This is a genomic window from Pseudoxanthomonas sp. JBR18 (genome assembly GCF_028198165.1).
Taxonomy (GTDB): domain Bacteria; phylum Pseudomonadota; class Gammaproteobacteria; order Xanthomonadales; family Xanthomonadaceae; genus Pseudoxanthomonas_A.
Genome location: NZ_CP116339.1, coordinates 2,230,758 through 2,247,127, shown reverse-complemented (window position 1 = coordinate 2,247,127; position 16,370 = coordinate 2,230,758). Strand labels below are relative to the sequence as shown.

Annotated in this window: 12 protein-coding genes; 8 read left to right on the top strand and 4 right to left on the bottom strand. The window is 66.6% G+C overall.

Going from position 1 to position 16,370, the window contains the following annotated elements:
* The first annotated feature begins 69 nt into the window (after window positions 1-69).
* From PJ250_RS10035 to PJ250_RS10015, 5 genes are all read left to right on the top strand, one after another.
* Complete coding sequence (locus tag PJ250_RS10035; protein ID WP_271648428.1) at window positions 70-3,183, top strand: response regulator; 3,114 nt, start codon at window positions 70-72, stop codon at window positions 3,181-3,183.
* Window positions 3,156-4,007, top strand: a complete 852-nt coding sequence (locus PJ250_RS10030; RefSeq protein ID WP_271648594.1) for a CheR family methyltransferase — start codon at window positions 3,156-3,158, stop codon at window positions 4,005-4,007. Before PJ250_RS10035 ends, PJ250_RS10030 begins: the two co-directional genes overlap by 28 nt.
* The gene (locus tag PJ250_RS10025) at window positions 4,004-4,579 is read left to right on the top strand and encodes a chemotaxis protein CheB (protein WP_271648427.1); all 576 of its coding nucleotides are present in this window, start codon (window positions 4,004-4,006) and stop codon (window positions 4,577-4,579) included. Before PJ250_RS10030 ends, PJ250_RS10025 begins: the two co-directional genes overlap by 4 nt.
* Complete coding sequence (locus tag PJ250_RS10020; RefSeq protein WP_271648593.1) at window positions 4,579-5,697, top strand: hybrid sensor histidine kinase/response regulator; 1,119 nt, start codon at window positions 4,579-4,581, stop codon at window positions 5,695-5,697. The genes PJ250_RS10025 and PJ250_RS10020 overlap by 1 nt, the downstream gene beginning before the upstream one ends.
* A gap of 609 nt (window positions 5,698-6,306) precedes the next feature.
* Window positions 6,307-8,085, top strand: a complete 1,779-nt coding sequence (locus PJ250_RS10015) for a sensor domain-containing phosphodiesterase (protein ID WP_271648426.1) — start codon at window positions 6,307-6,309, stop codon at window positions 8,083-8,085.
* Window positions 8,086-8,500: 415 nt separating this feature from the next.
* Here PJ250_RS10015 and PJ250_RS10010 read toward each other — a convergent pair whose 3' ends face one another.
* On the bottom strand, window positions 8,501-9,463 hold the full coding sequence (locus PJ250_RS10010; RefSeq protein WP_271648425.1) for an NmrA/HSCARG family protein: 963 nt from the start codon (window positions 9,461-9,463) through the stop codon (window positions 8,501-8,503).
* 97 nt (window positions 9,464-9,560) lie between these two features.
* Here PJ250_RS10010 and PJ250_RS10005 point away from each other — a divergent pair, with 97 nt between their 5' ends.
* A complete protein-coding gene (locus tag PJ250_RS10005; protein WP_271648424.1) occupies window positions 9,561-9,923 on the top strand; it encodes a winged helix-turn-helix transcriptional regulator in 363 nt (120 codons plus the stop codon).
* A 416-nt stretch (window positions 9,924-10,339) separates the two neighbouring features.
* Here the strand turns inward: PJ250_RS10005 and PJ250_RS10000 are convergent, their stop codons facing one another.
* Window positions 10,340-11,257 (bottom strand): LysR family transcriptional regulator, encoded by a 918-nt coding sequence (locus PJ250_RS10000; protein WP_271648423.1) that lies wholly within the window; start codon window positions 11,255-11,257, stop codon window positions 10,340-10,342.
* Between the two features lie 105 nt (window positions 11,258-11,362).
* Here PJ250_RS10000 and PJ250_RS09995 point away from each other — a divergent pair, with 105 nt between their 5' ends.
* The gene (locus PJ250_RS09995) at window positions 11,363-12,589 is read left to right on the top strand and encodes an MFS transporter (RefSeq protein WP_271648422.1); all 1,227 of its coding nucleotides are present in this window, start codon (window positions 11,363-11,365) and stop codon (window positions 12,587-12,589) included.
* A 49-nt stretch (window positions 12,590-12,638) separates the two neighbouring features.
* Window positions 12,639-13,679, top strand: coding sequence for an aldo/keto reductase (locus PJ250_RS09990; RefSeq protein WP_271648592.1), 1,041 nt, complete (start codon window positions 12,639-12,641; stop codon window positions 13,677-13,679).
* A 66-nt stretch (window positions 13,680-13,745) separates the two neighbouring features.
* Here the strand turns inward: PJ250_RS09990 and yjjJ are convergent, their stop codons facing one another.
* Both yjjJ and PJ250_RS09980 read right to left on the bottom strand, forming a co-directional pair.
* Entirely contained in the window at window positions 13,746-15,125 is a 1,380-nt protein-coding gene (yjjJ, locus tag PJ250_RS09985) for a type II toxin-antitoxin system HipA family toxin YjjJ (RefSeq protein WP_271648421.1), read from the bottom strand.
* Window positions 15,126-15,398: 273 nt separating this feature from the next.
* Window positions 15,399-16,319, bottom strand: a complete 921-nt coding sequence (locus PJ250_RS09980; protein ID WP_271648420.1) for an alpha/beta fold hydrolase — start codon at window positions 16,317-16,319, stop codon at window positions 15,399-15,401.
* Between the last annotated feature and the right edge of the window lie 51 nt (window positions 16,320-16,370).

Sequence of the window (16,370 nt, the reverse complement as noted above, 5' to 3'; positions counted from 1 at the left end):
GCTGTTCCAACGCCACCGTGGTCCGATAACATTCCGTCCCCTTTTCATGTAGCCCACTGCGCCGACCTCATGCAACCTTCAAGTTCAAAGCGGGACGCCTGGATCTGGGCTGCTGTCGTTGCGCTGCTGCTCGTCACGATCAGTCTGGAACTCGTCACCCCGCTGGGTTACGCCATTTGGCTGCTGCACTTCATCGCCGTCGGGCTGACCAGCTTTCAGTCCCGGCCGAAGCTGCCGATCCTGGTCGCGATCATCGCCTGCGTGATGCTGGCGCTTGGCTTTTATTTCGCCCCCGAAAGCAACAGCGCCTCTTTTTCGTCGGTGAACCGGGCTTTCGCCGGGCTCTGTTGTCTCGGCATGGCCTTCATCATCATGCAAGGCATTCGGTACCGGCTTGCAGCACACGATGCACTGTGGCTGCAGGAGCGGAAGAATGCGGTCGCGCTGGCCATGCAGGGCGAGCTGACCCCAGAGCAGCTTGCGCAAGGCGCCCTGGCGCGGCTTTGCGAAGCGACCGGTGCGCAAGTCGGCGCGATCTACCGGTTGGCCGGCGAGCGGCTGATCCTCTCAGGTGGCATCGCGCTGCCTGCCGAGATCAGCCAGGACATCCCGGCCTCGCGCGGGCAACTTGGCGAAGCCTTGCGCACTCACGCGCCCAAGCGGCTGACCACCGACACCGAGTCCGGGCTGCGCATCGAAACGGCCCTGGTCGCGGCCACGCCCCGCGAGCTGCTCCTGGCGCCGCTGCTGGCGGATGACCGCGTGGTGGGCGCCATGGAACTCGGGTTCGGTCAGCCCAGCCCCTCGGCGGCGCGCAACCTGGTCCTGGTGGGACGCTGCATGGAAATCGTCGGGGTGGCGCTGCGCACGGCGCAGCTCCGTGCCGAGCTGATGGAGCTGCTGGAAGAAACCCAGCGCCAGAGCGAAGAACTCCAGGCCCAGCAGGAGGAACTGCGCGTGGCCAACGAGGAGCTGGAGGAGCAAAGTCGCAGCCTGCAGCAGTCACAAGCCAATCTGGAGCAGCAACAGACCGAGCTCGAGCAGATCAACGTGCATCTTGAAGAGCGCACCCACGAGCTCGAATCGCAAAGACGCACCCTGCTGGTTGCGCAGGAAGAGCTGGTCCGCAGCGGCAAGGAGTTGGAGGCCGCCTCGCGCTACAAGTCCGAGTTTCTGGCCAACATGTCGCACGAGCTGCGCACCCCGCTCAACAGCTCGCTGATCCTGGCCAAGCTGCTGGCGGACAATCGCGATGGCAACCTGTCCGGGGAACAGGTCAAGTACGCCCACGCCATCCACTCATCCAACAACGACCTGCTGGCGCTGATCAACGACATCCTGGACCTCTCCCGCATCGAAGCAGGCCAGGTCGAGCTTGTCGAGGATCGGGTCGCGCTGACGCCCATGCTCTCGCGACTGAGCGAGACCTTCGAGCCGCTGGCCAGGCAGAAGGCGTTGCAACTGGACATCAAGGCAGACAGTGACGCACCCGCCCACCTGACCGTGGACGCCCAGCGCCTGCAGCAGATCCTCAAGAACCTGCTTGCCAACGCCATCAAGTTCACCGAGCACGGCCAAGTCACGCTCACGGTGCTGGCGCACGGGCCGCATCGGGTCCGGTTCAGTGTGAGCGACACGGGGATCGGGATCGCCAAGGCGCAGACCGGTGTGATCTTCGAGGCGTTCCGCCAGGCCGACGGCAGCACCCAGCGTCGCTTCGGCGGCACCGGCCTGGGCCTGTCGATCTCCAGGGATCTGGCCCAACGCATGGGGGGCACCATCGAGGTCGAGAGCGAGCCCGGCAGGGGCAGCGTTTTCACGCTGGAGCTGCCGGTCGCCGGTGCGCCAGCGCCGTCGGGCCAGGAGACGCCGACACCGATCGAGAGCCCCGTCCCCGCCCCGGTCGCCCAGCGCCCGGCTGCCTCGCGCGCGTCGGTGGCCAAGGAGGATTCTGTTCCAAGTTCCTCCGCGGGGTCGCGCTTCGATGACCGCGAGCGCAGGTCCCGGCCGGGCCGGGCCATCCTCGCGGTCGAGGACGATCCGGCGTTTGCCAAAGCCCTGGTCGACCTGGCGCACGACATGGATTTCGATTGCGTGGTCGCCGGCTCCGCGGAGGAGGCGATCGCGCTCGCTGCCGAGGTTCGGCCCAGCGGCGTCCTGCTGGATATCGGCCTGCCGGACGTTTCGGGCCTGAGCGTGCTGGAACAGCTCAAGCGCGATCCTGTGACGCGGCACATCCCGGTCCACGTGGTCTCCGCGCAGGAGCGCACCCAGGTCGCCATGGAACTGGGCGCGGTGGGATTTCTGCTCAAGCCCGCCACGCGCGAGCGCCTGGTCGGCGCGATTCGTCAGCTCGAACAGACCAGCGCCCGTGCGGTGCGCCGCCTGCTGATCGTCGAGGACGACCGTAGCCTGCGTGAGAACCTGCGCCGGCTACTGGCCCATGAAGGACTGGAGATCACGGCCATCGGCAGCATCGCCGAAGCGATGGAGCAACTGTCGGCGGTGACCTTCGACTGCATGGTGACCGACCTGGCGCTGCCCGATGGCAGCGGCTACGACCTGCTGGAGCGGATGGCCGAACGGGATTCCGGCGCTTTTCCGCCGGTCATCGTCTATACCGGGCGCGCCCTGACGCGCGATGAGGAACAGCGCCTGCGTCGCTATTCCAAGAGCATCATCATCAAGGGCGCGCGCTCGCCCGAGCGCCTGCTGGACGAGGTCACCCTGTTCCTGCACAGCGTCGAGGCATCCCTGCCGAGCGATCAACAGCGACTGCTTCGAGAGGCGCGCAAGCGCGACACGGTCCTGGATGGCCGTACGATCCTCCTTGCCGAAGACGACGTCCGCAATATCTTTGCCCTTTCCAGCGTGCTGGAGCCGCTCGGCGTCAAGCTCGAGATCGCACGCAACGGGCGTGAGGCGATTGAGAAGCTCTCGACCCAGGACGTCGATCTGGTGTTGATGGACATCATGATGCCGGAGATGGATGGGTTGACCGCCATGCGGGAAATCAGGAAGGACCATCGGCATCGCAGCCTGCCCATTGTCGCGTTGACCGCCAAGGCCATGGCCGATGATCGCGAGCAATGCCTGGATGCGGGCGCCAACGATTACATCGCCAAGCCGATCGATGTGGAGAAGTTGATCTCACTCTGCCGGGTGTGGTGTTCCCGGCAATGAACGAGGCCGAGCTCTTCGACCTGGAGTTGAGACTGCTGCTGGAGGCGATCTACCGCCGCTACCACTACGACTTTCGCCAGTACGCGCTCTCCTCCCTGCGCCGTCGCGTGCGTCATGCGATGACGCGCTTCGACTGCGAGCATGTCGCCGATCTTCAACGCGTCCTGCTCCACGATCCGACGACCTTCTCCCAGGCGATGCAGTACTTCACGGTGCAGGTCTCGGAAATGTTTCGCGACCCGGAGTACTTTCGTGCCCTGCGCACCGATGTGTTTCCGGTGCTGCGCACCTATCCCTCGCTCAAGCTGTGGGTCGCAGGATGCAGTACGGGCGAGGAAGTGTGGTCGCTGGCGATCGCGCTTCGGGAGGAGGGTCTGCTGGAGCGCACCCTGCTCTATGCGACAGACATCAATCCAGAGGCACTTGCGCAGGCGGAAAGCGGCGTTTTCCCGGTCGAGCGCATCGCGATGTTCAGTCGGAATTATCTGGCTTCCGGCGGAACCGGCTCGCTGTCCGATCACTACACGACCGGATATAACGGCGCCGTTTTCGACCGCAGCCTCCGTAAGCAGATCGTGTTCGCCGATCATAGCCTGGCCACCGACAGCGTGTTCTCCGAGGTCCACCTGGTGTCCTGCCGAAACGTGCTGATCTATTTCAATCGCCAGCTCCAGGACCGCGCGATCGGGCTCTTCCACGAGGCGCTGGTCCATCGCGGCTTTCTCGGCCTAGGCAGCAAGGAGTCGCTGCAGTTCGGCAAGCACGCGGCTCTTTTCGATGTCCTGGTCCGCGAACAGCGGCTTTACCGGAAGACCGCATCGTGAAGCCCTGTGCCGCAGACATCGATGCCATCGTGATCGGCGCGTCCGCCGGTGGCGTGATCGCACTTCAGGCGTTGCTGGGCAGCCTCCCTGCAACCCTGCGCCAGGTCGTGCTGATCGTCCTGCATCTTCCGAGGGACCGGCCCAGCCGCATCGCCGAGGTCATTGGCGCGCACTGTGCGCTGGAGGTCGCCGAGGCGCAGGACAAGCAGCCGCTGAGCGCTGGCCAGGTCCTGGTCGCGCCCCCGGACTACCACCTGCTCGTCGAGGACAGGGGCCACGTCGCGCTTTCGCTGGACGAGCCCGTCCTGTTCTCGCGGCCTGCGATCGACCCGCTCTTCGAATCGGCCGCCGGGGTCTTTGGCGAGCGGCTGTTGGGCATCCTTCTGACCGGGGCAAGCAGCGATGGCAGCGCCGGAGTCGCCGCAGTGCGCGGGGCGGGTGGCACCATCTGGATCCAGTGCCCGGCCGACGCAGCATCCCCGCTCATGCCCGCCTCCGCGCTGGCGCACGCCGGCGCAGACGCCACCCTTTCCCTCTCGCAGATCTGCGAGCGCCTGACGGGTCTTTCATGATGAATCTCGTTTCTTCGCACCAGGACACCTTGGAATCGGAACCGATCAACCTACTGATCGTCGATGACATCCAGGAAAACCTGACCGCCATGGAGGCCTTGCTGCGCGAGCCGCACCTCAACCTTTTGTGTGCCTCCTCCGGCGCGCAGGCGCTGGAACTGTTGCTGGACAACGAGGTGGCCCTGGCGCTTCTGGATGTCCACATGCCGGAGATGGACGGATTCACCCTGGCCGAGCTGATGCGCGGCAGCCAGCGCACCCGGCATGTGCCCATCATCTTTCTCACCGCCTCCCCCAGCGATCCGTTGCGGGCGTTCAAGGGCTATGAAGCGGGCGCGGTGGACTTTCTGCACAAGCCGATCGAGCCACGGGTGATCGCAGGAAAGGTCAAGGTCTTCGTCGAACTCTATGCCCAGCGCCGACTGCTCGCGCGACGCAATGCCGAGCTGGAACGGGCGCTGGAACTCAACGAAACGATGAGTGCGGTATTGACGCACGACCTGCGTACGCCCCTGTCGGTGGTCACGCTGTGCGCGGAAAAGCTCGCCATGGAGCTTCCGGACGATGCCGCCGCCAGGCGCACGCTCGGGTACCTGGAAAGCAGCGGGCGGCGCATGGCGCGCATGGTCACCCAGCTGCTCGATTTCTCACGGATCCGCAGTGGTGGGCTGCGCCTGACCTTCGTCCGCCAGGACGTGGCCGCCGTCGCCGAGGCGACCTTGGCGGAGTTTCACCAGACCAAGCCGGATGCCCAGCTCGTGCTCGAGTGCACCGGCGACACCAAGGCGGACATCGATGCGGATCGCGTGACGCAGATCCTTTCGAACCTGTTGGGCAATGCCATCGAACACGGGGGCACCGAACCTGTGGTCGTGCGGCTGGACGGGACCGACGATGCGACGCTTCGTCTGCTGGTCAGCAATGCTGGCGCGATTCCAGGCGACCTGCTTCCCCGCCTGTTCGAGCCATTCAAAGGGCGGTTCAGTGCGAGCAGCGGCCTAGGGCTCGGGCTCTACATCGCCGACCAGTTCACACGCGCGCACGGTGGCACGCTTGGCGCCCGGAATGAACAGGGCAGGGTCGTGCTGGAGGCGCGGATCTCTCGCCGGAATCGCTGAGCGCGCGCAGCGATGCGGCGCGGCGTGCCGAGGGACGCCGCGGGAGCGCCTGGGTCAGTGCCCGACACATCGGGCGCGGCCTGATTCAGCGCGTAATGGGGGGCAAGCACGGCCGCCTGCGGATTGGACTCGGCATTTTTTTGACGGCGAGTCTGCGCGGCTTGCAGACCGCGATATGGCGCCCGGTAATCCGACGGCGATTGCGTGCGCCGACGCAAAACCCGCACGGTGTCTCTCCGCGCATCCTTGGGTACTCGATGTGTTCAGCGTGTTCAGCTGAGCGATGTCGCGGAGCGGGTTGTGTGAACCCGGAAAAGCGCATCGGCGACTGAATCGCTGCGTCGGCTATCCAACGCGGTCCATCCCGACATCGCGCGTCATTGACTGACCATGCCGTCTGGGTTGCGCCTGACGGGCCTGGTCGGCGTCGCACGCCCCTGTGGTGTTCTCGCCTTCGCTGAACCAGCGCCGGTCGACAGGCGCACGGCCACTCAAGCCTTGCAGGACGATTCCGATAACGGAAGAACGCGTTTGGAGACGAACGCGGAAACCACCGAAGGACTGGCACATAAATTGCTGCCAAGCACCGGTTGCCCAAGGACGCCTGCCATGCCCACCAAAGAAGCTGAACGCCTGGCGCTGATCCGGAGTCTGAACGTCCTGGGTCTGGAAGACGCCCCTTCGCTCACCCGCATCACCAAGCTGGTCAGCCAGCTGTTCGATGTGCCTACCGTGCTGATTTCCATTGTCGGTGAACACGATCAGCACTTCCTCGGCCGCCATGGGTTCAGCGTGAATCAAACCGAGCGAAGCGTGTCGGTCTGCGCGCACGCGATCGAGCAACGGGGTGTGTTTGAGGTCTGCGACCTGACGGTGGATTCGCGCTTTTCCCGCAATCGGCTCGTCGTGGAGGAACCCAGGTTGCGGTTCTATGCCGGCGCGCCCCTGGTGACCAGCCATGGCATCGCGATCGGGACGCTGTGCCTCATCGATTACAAGCCCCGCAGGCTCACCGGGGTCCAGCATGAACAGCTGGAAGCCTTCGCTGCGATGGTGGTCGACCAGATTGCGCTGTTGAGCTCGGTGGGCCGTCGCGACGCGGTCAGCGGCTACCCCAATCGGCAGCAGTTCTCCATCGACCTGCGCGCCCAGGTGGACGCGGCCCCGGAGAGCGAGTTCCAGCTGGCGCTGGCGGATATCTTCGACATCCATAGCGCGCATCGCCTGGGGCAGACGCTGGGCATGCGTCCGGTGGAATCGATCATCCGCCAGGTCGGCAGCAGGATCGCCGCCCAGCTCCCCCATCAGTCGCTGCTCTACCATGTCGGTGTCACGCGCTATGCGTTCCTCCTGATCGACCAGGACGCGCAGGCGACGGCGGCGCTGCTGGAAGCGGTACGCGACGTCGCCACACTGCCGGTCCACGTTGACGGACTTGTCCTGCAACCGATGTGTCATGGAGGCCTGGCCACCTTTCATGCTGAAGGCGCGCCAGATGCGCTGCGGCGCGCCATCGTGGCCATGCACGAGGCGGTCGAGACACGACGCCCCTGGGTCCGCTATACCGCGTCGCGTGACGAGCGCCTGCAACGTGAGTACAAGATCGCCGGCGGCATCTGCTCGGCCATGCGCAACAACGAGCTCTATCTGCTCTACCAGCCGCGGCTTGCGCTGCCGTCGGGCGAGATGACGGGCGTGGAAGCGCTGTTGCGCTGGAATCATCCCGAACTGGGGCAGCTCTCTCCGGGCGAATTCATCCCTGTCCTTGAGCGGACCGCGGCGATGCCCGCCGTCACCGATTGGGTGCTTCAAGCAGCAATGGAACAGTGCCGGGCCTGGGGAGCGCGCCTGGCCGACGCCACGATCTCTGTCAATTTCTCCGCGAGCGACTTCCAGGACGGGCGCGTGCCCGAGCGTGTCCTGGCGGCGCTTGGCCGCAGTGGAATCGCCGCGGATCGCCTGGAGGTCGAGGTGACCGAGGGACTATGGCTGGAGAACCTCCCAGCGGCGGCGGCGCAGATGGAGGCGCTGCGGGAGATGGGGGTCAGGATCTCGATCGATGACTTTGGCGCCGGCTACAGCAATTTCGCTTACCTGCACAGCCTGCCGATCGACACGATCAAGCTGGATCGGAGCCTGATCTCCGGATTCGAGCGATCGACCATCCGCCGGGGCGTGGTGAGGACCATCATCTCGCTGTGTCACCAGCTGAACTGGCGCGTGGTCGCCGAGGGCGTCGAGCAGCTGGCGGAAGCCGAGCTACTGGCCACGTGCGGCTGCGACGAGATCCAGGGCTATTACTTTTCCGTGCCCCTCGATGCGGACCAGTTGATGCGAGGGCCGCTGCCACACGACGCGATGCCGGCCATCACCTCGCTCGCATCGTGACGATCGCCGCACGCACCGGTGGACTGACGGATTCCCGGAACAAGCGCGATAGAGCGCAAGTCTGTTAATGCCGTAGAAAGAAGCAGCCTGCTGGATTCCAATTTTGGCCGGGCCGGACCGCGCGACCTGACCGAAGGCATGTACTGGCTCCGCCACGCATGGTGCGACGACCCGCAGGGTGTTCTTCATCCCGTTTGGGTCGATACACAAGGGCGACGGAGCCCGGCCCGCTTCCACCTTCCTGCAGAAGTTTTCCCCAGAAAAGCGGAAGCCCCCTCTCCATCGCCCCGGTAACCATCATCCTTCGCTCCGCTGGGAGGAGGTGCGCCGCCAAGTGCGCCTGCGCACACATTTCCCGTCGGACGCCCGACGGGATCCTCCGTGGAGAGCCGCATAGGCGAGCTCAATCTCGGTGTCAGCGCAGCGCGAGTGGCGCATCCTTTGTGTTCAAGGCGATTTGCAGCAGCTGTTTTCCAGGTCCTTCAAGCCACGCATCGAAGCTCAGAAGCGGTCCGAATTCTTCAACCAGCGCTGCGATGTTGGCGTTGCCCGCAAGCCGTCCGTCGTCGAAGAGCTCGGCGAGCCGTCCCAGGAAGCGATTTTCCTTGAGCAAGGCCTCAGGAAACCGCTGATAGGCGATCGGATATCCCACGGCGCGGCTGAGGCTGTCCTGTAACCCTTGCCCGGTGATGGCGTCGCCTGCGATCTCGAAAGTGCACCCCGCGTAACGCTCCGGCTTGGAGAAGATCTGGGCGGTGATCTTGCCGATGTCCTGTACCGCGATGACCTGGCCCGTCTGATCCGGCCTGAGGAACGAAGTGTAGGAGCCCTGTTCGAGCCCCATGCCTGGCAGCATCAGCAACTCCATGAAGCCTGCTGGCCGCACGATGGTGCTGGTCAGCGCAAGCGCGCGGATGTGGCCTTCGATTGCGGATTTGGAGTCGAAGTGCCCCATCCCCGTCGGGGTGTCGCCGGCAGCATTGACCGAGCTGTAGACCAGGTGCTGCACGCCAAGCTCCACGGCCAGGTCGGCGATCGTGCAGCCATATCGGACTTCCTGCTCATCGGTGACGCCATAGACCGCGCCCTGGCCAGAGCTGGGCTGCACGCTGAAGACGCCATGGACGCCCGCCATGGCCCGGCGGATCGAAGCCGCATCGGACAGGTCGCCCGAGCGGAGTTCCACCCCAGCACCGGACAGCGCCCTGGAGCGGTCGCTGTTCGGATCACGGACGAGCGCACGCACGCCCCACCCCGATCTCAGTAACGCGTTGGCCACCGCCCCGCCCTGTTGCCCCGTGGCACCGAACACCAGAACGGTACGGCCCGAAGGATCGAGTGGCGTGGCGGAAGTTGCATTGAAGGGAAGTGCCGTCATGGTGGACCTCGTGGGAGATGAGGCGCCTCATGGTATACAGATACTACCTACAAGCAATTGCGCACCTTGGGGCTACCAGGTAGCGCGGAGTATCCCTATGGCGCATCCCGGTGACGACGCACTTGAAGTCAATCGCTTGGTGCTCGAAGAAATCACCACCAAGTGGTCGCTGCCTGTCCTGGCATGTCTGTGCAGTGGTCCACTGCGCTTTAATGCACTCAGGCGCGCCATTCCCAAGGCGACGCAAAAAGCGCTGACCCAATGCCTGCGACGCCTGGAAGCCAGCGGCTTCATCACGCGCACCCTCGTCAGCACCGCACCAGTGGCCGTGGTCTATGAGATCTCGGCACTGGGACGGTCCTTGGAGCCCCACCTGCGCGCGCTCCTGGGCTGGGCCGATGAGAACCGCGAAGCAGTCCTGGCGGCCAAGCGATCGAGCCAGTCGCAGAAGATTTCATGAAGTGAGCCTCATCGAGCACGCTGGGCCGATGCCTTGATCAGGTGCGACCTGATGCGTCGGGCGGGCGAGGTCGGCTCCGTCCCGCTGTCGCGACGCGCTTTAGCCCGCGACTTTCGGTGGACCGCGGCTATCGCGCATCGTCTTACTCAGACCCTGACCGAAGCAGCCTGTATTACGTTGGCGCCAACGCCTACGCGTACCGCCTGCGGCAATTGGCAAATGGATGGCGCTGACGCTGTGAACGTGAGGAGCCCGATAGCCTGCTCCTGTTCCCTCGCAAGGAAGCTTGGCCGGCATTGGGTGTCCGGCGTTAGTGGGAGCGTCTCTGGAACGTCCGAACCCGGGTAATAGATTGCTTGCTTTCGCTATGCCGCTGGAGAAGACGTCCGGCACTGCAACACCCGAGTTGGGCGGTCTTACGGTCCTTCCAGTCGTTCCCACGGCGGCGGATCGCCCAGCTGGGCGGTCAGGAATTCGACGAAGCGCCGCACCCGCGGCGGCTGCAGCCGCGCCGGGGTCACGGCGCTGATGTGAGTGGCCGGTGGGCGCCAGTCTGGCAGCACGGCGACCATGCGCCCGGCACGCAGATCGGCGGCCACGTGCCACAGCGAGTGCACGGCGATGCCCTGCCCGGCCAGCACGGCCTCGCGCAGGACCTCACCGAAGTTGCTCTCGAAGCGGCTGGCCATGCGCACCCGCACGCTCTGGCCGTCCGGGCCGATCAGGGTCCAGACGTCCTGGCGGCCGTCGCGGCCCATCAGCAGCACGCCGTCGTGGGTCGCCAGGTCGGCCGGCGTCTTCGGCGTGCCCATCCGGCGCAGGTAATCCGGCGAGGCGCACAGCACCCGCGCGTTGGAGGCCAGGCTGCGGGCGTAGAGGCCCGAATCGGCCAGCGGGCCGATGCGGATGGCCAGGTCGAAGCCTTCCTTCACCAGGTCCACCAGGTGGTCGCTCAAGTGCGCGCTGACGCGCAGCCTGGGATGCAGGCGCTGGAACTCCGGCAGCAGTGGCGCGATGTAGAGCATGCCGAACGACGCCGACAGGGTGACGCGCAAGGTGCCCGAGACCTGCTGGGCGCTTTCGCGCAGGTCCTCGCCCAGGGCCTCCAGGTCGCGGACCAGCACGCGGCCGCGCTCGGCCAGGGCCTGGCCCTCGGGCGTGGGATGCAGGCGCCGCGTGGTCCGGTGCAGCAGGCGCACGTCCAGTTCTCGCTCCAGGCGCTTGAGCCGCTGGCTGGCCACGGCGGGCGAGAGGTCCAACTGGCGGGCGGCGGCACTGATCGAGCCCAGGTCCAGCACCCGCAGGAACAAGGCGATGTCGCCGACGCGATCCATGGCCATTCTCAATGAAATATTGAAAGTGATTCAGCATAACAGCGGTTTTTCTTGCGCGGCCTTGGGCGCAGGCTGTGGCGTCCTCCTTCCAGCCAAGGCGCCCCCATGCCGGCCTCCCCCTCTTCTTCACGCATGCCGCTGGCGGTCTATGCCCTGACCGCCGGGGCCTTCGGCATCGGCACGACCGAATTTGTGATCATGGGCCTGCTGACGCAGGTCGCCGCCGACCTGCACGTGAGCATCGCCAGCGCCGGGCTGCTGATCTCCGGCTACGCGCTGGGCGTGTTCGTCGGCGCGCCGGTGCTGACCGCCGCCACCGCGCGCATGCCGCGCAAGGCGGTGCTGGTGGCCTTGATGGTGGTCTTCACCGTGGGCAACCTGGCCTGCGCGCTCGCCCCGAATTACGCCCTGCTGATGGCCGCGCGCGTGGTCACCGCACTGGCGCACGGCACGTTCTTCGGCGTGGGCGCGGTGGTGGCCACCTCGCTGGTGGCCGAGGTGCGCAAGGCCTCGGCGATCTCGATCATGTTCACCGGCCTGACCGTGGCCACGCTGCTGGGCGTGCCGGCCGGGGCGTGGCTGGGGCTGCACCATGGCTGGCGGGCAACCTTCTGGGCGGTGGCGTTGATCGGCGTGGTGGCCACGCTGGTGATCGCGACCCTGGTGCCACACGATCGCAATGCGCCGGCGCCGGGTTCGCTGCGCGAGGAGGCCGCGGCCGTGCTGCGCGCGCCGGTCCTGCTGGGCCTGCTCATGACCGTGCTGGGGTTCGGCGGGATGTTCACCGTCTACACCTACATCCAGCCCTTGCTGACCCAGGTGACGGGCTTTGGCGAGGCGGCGGTCTCGCCGATCCTGCTGGTGTTCGGCGTGGGCATGATCGTGGGCAACCTGGTGGGTGGGCGCCTGGCCGACCGCAGCCTGCGTCCCGCGCTGCTGGGCACACTGCTGGCGCTGGCCGTGGCGATGGCGTTGATGGGCGTGGTGCTGCACAGCCGCTGGGCGATGGTGCTGCTGACCGGCCTGCTGGGCGCGGCGGCCTTCGCCACCGTGTCGCCCTTGCAGCTGTGGGTCCTGCAGAAGGCACGCGGCGCGCAGAGCCTGGCCTCGAGCCTGAACATCGGCGCGTTCAACCTGGGCAATGCGCTGGGCGCCTGGCTCGGTGGCATGGCGCTCGCGCGCGGCGCCGGCCTGACCACGCTGCCGTGGATCGGCGCGCTGGTGCCGCTGTCGGCGCTGGTCGTGGCGGCCTGGGCCTTGCGCCTGGAAACACGCGCCTCGGCCAAGGCCATCGCCTGCCCGCAACGGCTCGAAGGCGAGCAGGCCGGCTGAGCCCGGCAGCCCCATTCCCCCTTCTCGACACAGGATCACGATCATGCCGATGGAAACTCGACTGCTTGGCCGCTCCGGCCTGAAGGTCCCCGTGCTGGGCTTTGGTGCCGGCACCTTCGGCGGCAAGGGGCCGCTGTTCTCGGCCTGGGGCGACACCGGCGTCGAGCAGGCCAGGCGCCTGATCGATCTGTGCCTGGAGGCTGGCGCGACGCTGTTCGATACGGCCGACGTATATTCCGATGGCGCCTCCGAAGAGATCCTCGGCGCGGCGCTGGCCGGGCGCCGCGAACAGGTGTTGATCTCGACCAAGACCGGGCTGCGCCTGGGCGAGGGACCCAACGATGCCGGTGCTTCGCGCCTGCGCCTGCTGCGCGCGGTCGACGCCTCGCTCAGGCGCCTGCGCACCGACTACATCGACCTGCTGCAGCTGCACGCCTTCGATGCGATGACCCCGATGGAGGAAACGCTGTCCACGCTGGATGGCCTGGTCAGGGCCGGCAAGGTCCGCTATCTGGGCGCGTCCAACTACGCCGGCTGGCAGCTGATGAAGTCGCTCGCGGTGGCCGATGCGAATGGCTGGAGCCGCTTCGTGGCCAATCAGACCTACTACTCGCTGGCCGGACGCGACTACGAGTGGGAGTTGATGCCGCTGGGCCTGGACCAGGGCCTGGGTGCGGTGGTGTGGAGCCCGCTGGGCTGGGGCCGCCTGACCGGCCGATTGCGCCGCGGCCAGCCGCTGCCGGCACAGAGCCGGCTGCACGACACCGCCGCCTTCGCCCCTGCCATCGACGACGAACGCCTGTTCGCCATCGTCGATGTGCTGGACGCGATCGCCGCCGAGACCGGCCGCACCGTGCCCCAGGTGGCGATCAACTGGCTGCTGCAGCGCCCGACCGTGAGCACCGTGCTGATCGGGGCACGCACCGAAGACCAGCTGCGCGACAACCTCGGTGCGGTCGGCTGGTCGCTGTCGCCCGAGCAGGTCGCCCGCCTCGACGCCGCCAGCGCGGTGGAACCGCCGTATCCCTACTACCCGTACTGGCGCGGGCAGTTCGCCGAGCGCAGCCCGCTTGCGGTGCAGCCGTCGTGAAGGCGGTCGCCGAGAGGGGCGCGTCCCGCAGGAGGGTTCGCTGACACACGGCCCCGCCCTTGTGGTCTAAAGGCGCTGCACCGCCCGCGAAAGCTGCTCCCACGCACGCTGCGCGATTTCCCGAAAGTCTGGCGAGATCGCGGCACACTCTACGACGCTTCGCCAGAACACCAGCGCCATGCTGGCCGCATCGTGCCAGTGCTCCCGCTCTGCCGGCGTCGGCAACGGTAAGGCGACATCGCCGCGCGCCACCACCTCGCCTGTCGCCAACGGCCGGAAGGCCATCGGCAGCATGTCGTAGGCTGGTGCCAGCGCCAAGGGACGCGTATCGCCAAGCAACAGCCCTGCATTGCCCTGATGCATATCGGTATTGGCGATCAAGGCGCCAAACCATCCGTATAGCGCCAGGCGCCGCGCGTCATCCCGATCGAGCCAGCGATCGCGCAGCAGATGGGTGGCAAACGTCCACCAATCGATGCGGCCATGCCCGTAATAGGCCGCATCCAGCGCGGCCAGCGAAACAAAGCCGCGCCGCCCGAGCCCGGGCGTCCGGTCAAAGCGCGTGGACTGCAGGAAGACCCGCTCATCGGCCTGGAAGAGCTCGCTCTGCGCGGCGGCCAGGCCATGTGCGCGCAGCACCTCACCCGCAAGCGCCTCACAGCGCAGCAGGTCCGCCCAGCGCGCTGCGGCCGGCGTCCCGGCCCGTTCGCTGAACTTCACGATGACCGCCTGCGCGCCGCCGTCTTCCAGCGCCAGTGTGGCGGTGAACTTGGGTTGCTCGCCTGCGGCCGACGAGCCGATGTCCTCACCTCGTAGCGCCGCCTCGGCGCGCTGCGGGTAGGCCAGCGCACGCGCGGTGGACCTGATTGTGTCGCGCGGCTGGACAAGGTCTTGCAGCGCCTGCTGCAAAGCATGCTCGCCCAGGACCAGGTCACCAGGCGCGTCCTCACCGTGGCGCAGGAGCGCGAGCACGACATCGTCGGCCTGCCAGCGGGCCAGATCGGGCGACGCCCCGATCTCCGCCGCCACCCGCCGCGCGAACGCGCGCCCGAGAAAGCCCTGGGGGCGCTGGTCATCCAGGAACCAGGGCAGGTCGGGAAACACCCCGTCCGCGAATTGGCCATGCATCAACGCAGGGCACCGCACCGCCGGGGCGAACACCATGCCCGCACCGTGCAGCGCCTGCAGCTGTCCCAGCGTCTGCGCACGGCCATCGGCCGTGATGCGGAACAGCGGCCACTGGCTGCCGGCCCGCCCGACCTCCCGGCGCAACGCGTACCGCGAGGCCCGCGCCTTGCCGATGCGGACCACCGCATCGCCGGCGGCGGACACAAGCCGCGAGACCGTTGGTTGGCTGACACCCAGAGCCGCACCGATCTGCGCCGCCGTGGCGGTGTCCTGGCGGCGCAGCAAGGCGAGCAGATCGGAAGTCGAGGGCGAATCCATGGCTCGATTGAATAGATCCATGAATAGATAGTCAATTAGTTTGAGTGGCTACATCTATAACAATCAAAGGTTCTTCTCCCGTTTTTCGGCGAATAACGAGGGGATCTTGAATAGATACCAATTGGACAATTTGCCAGGGACACCGACGTCGAAGCGTCCGAATCTGCCGTGCCCGCCAGTGCGGCAACGTCATTGCAGGTCAGGGGCGCGCAGCTGCCCCGGGCGCGGGAAGCGTGGCCAACGCGGCACCCTGCAGGCGACAGGTCGGTCTCCTCATCCTGGAAGTGAGCCCGCCCCCGGTCCGCGCGGCAGATCGCCCAGGTGCTGGAGTAGCGCCTCGGCCACCGCGGCCGGGGCCTCGCGCGCCGGGAAGTGGCCAACGCCCGGCAGCACGACGCGACGATACGTCCCGGTAAAGAAGCGCGCGTCGTTTTCAGACTCCGCCGGCGGGTCGCAGCGATCCTCGCCGCCCTGGATCATGAGGGTCGGCACAGGCAGCGTCTCGATCGCATCGAGCCGCTGCCGGGCAGCCGCGTAGCGGGGATCCAGTGGCTCGGGTCGCCAGCGGCTGCGATAACCGTGCAGCGTGACGGCCACCCAATCAGGGTTGCGGAAACTCTCCGCCGCCTGGTCAAAGGCCTCCTCGTCATACCAGCCCGGCGGACTCCAGCTGGCCCATTGCAGGCGCGCAAAGCCAATGGGGTCGGCAGCGACGGCCGCGGCGCCGCCTTCTGTCGCCATGAACCACTGATACCACCAGCGCTGGCTCTGCTCGAAGGACGCGGGGATCTCGAACCGCCCACGCGACGCATAGCCGATCGCCAGCGAGGCGATGGAGGCCACACGTTCGGGCCAGAGCGCCGCAAGCACATAAGCGGTGCGTCCGCCCCAGTCGTGCCCAACAACCGCGAAGCGCTCCCACCCCAACGCATCGACAAGCGCGATCGCATCGTGCGCAAGCGCCACACCCGTGCCATCGCGCAGCGCGTCTGTTGACCGGAAACGGGTCGGGCCGAAACCGCGCAACCACGGCGCGACCCAGCGATAGCCAGCGGCTTCCAGCGCCGGCGCAACCCTGTCCCAACCATGCGCATCATCCGGCCACCCATGCAGCAACAGCACGGGCATCCCTTCCTCAGGCCCGCCACACACATAGGCGATGTCCAGTAAATCCGTCTTCAGGGTGCGAGTCATCAAGCCTCCACAAGGGGGAATAGGGCGAAACATGGTTGACCGTCGTCGCGC

Coding starts and splice junctions, on each gene's coding strand:
- PJ250_RS10005 (WP_271648424.1), top strand. CDS start 9,561: ATGGCGCATCCCGGTGACGACGCACTTGAAGTCAATCGCTTGGTGCTC.
- PJ250_RS10000 (WP_271648423.1), bottom strand. CDS start 11,257: ATGGATCGCGTCGGCGACATCGCCTTGTTCCTGCGGGTGCTGGACCTG.
- PJ250_RS09980 (WP_271648420.1), bottom strand. CDS start 16,319: ATGACTCGCACCCTGAAGACGGATTTACTGGACATCGCCTATGTGTGT.
- PJ250_RS09995 (WP_271648422.1), top strand. CDS start 11,363: ATGCCGGCCTCCCCCTCTTCTTCACGCATGCCGCTGGCGGTCTATGCC.
- PJ250_RS10020 (WP_271648593.1), top strand. CDS start 4,579: ATGAATCTCGTTTCTTCGCACCAGGACACCTTGGAATCGGAACCGATC.
- yjjJ (WP_271648421.1), bottom strand. CDS start 15,125: ATGGATTCGCCCTCGACTTCCGATCTGCTCGCCTTGCTGCGCCGCCAG.
- PJ250_RS10015 (WP_271648426.1), top strand. CDS start 6,307: ATGCCCACCAAAGAAGCTGAACGCCTGGCGCTGATCCGGAGTCTGAAC.
- PJ250_RS09990 (WP_271648592.1), top strand. CDS start 12,639: ATGGAAACTCGACTGCTTGGCCGCTCCGGCCTGAAGGTCCCCGTGCTG.
- PJ250_RS10010 (WP_271648425.1), bottom strand. CDS start 9,463: ATGACGGCACTTCCCTTCAATGCAACTTCCGCCACGCCACTCGATCCT.
- PJ250_RS10035 (WP_271648428.1), top strand. CDS start 70: ATGCAACCTTCAAGTTCAAAGCGGGACGCCTGGATCTGGGCTGCTGTC.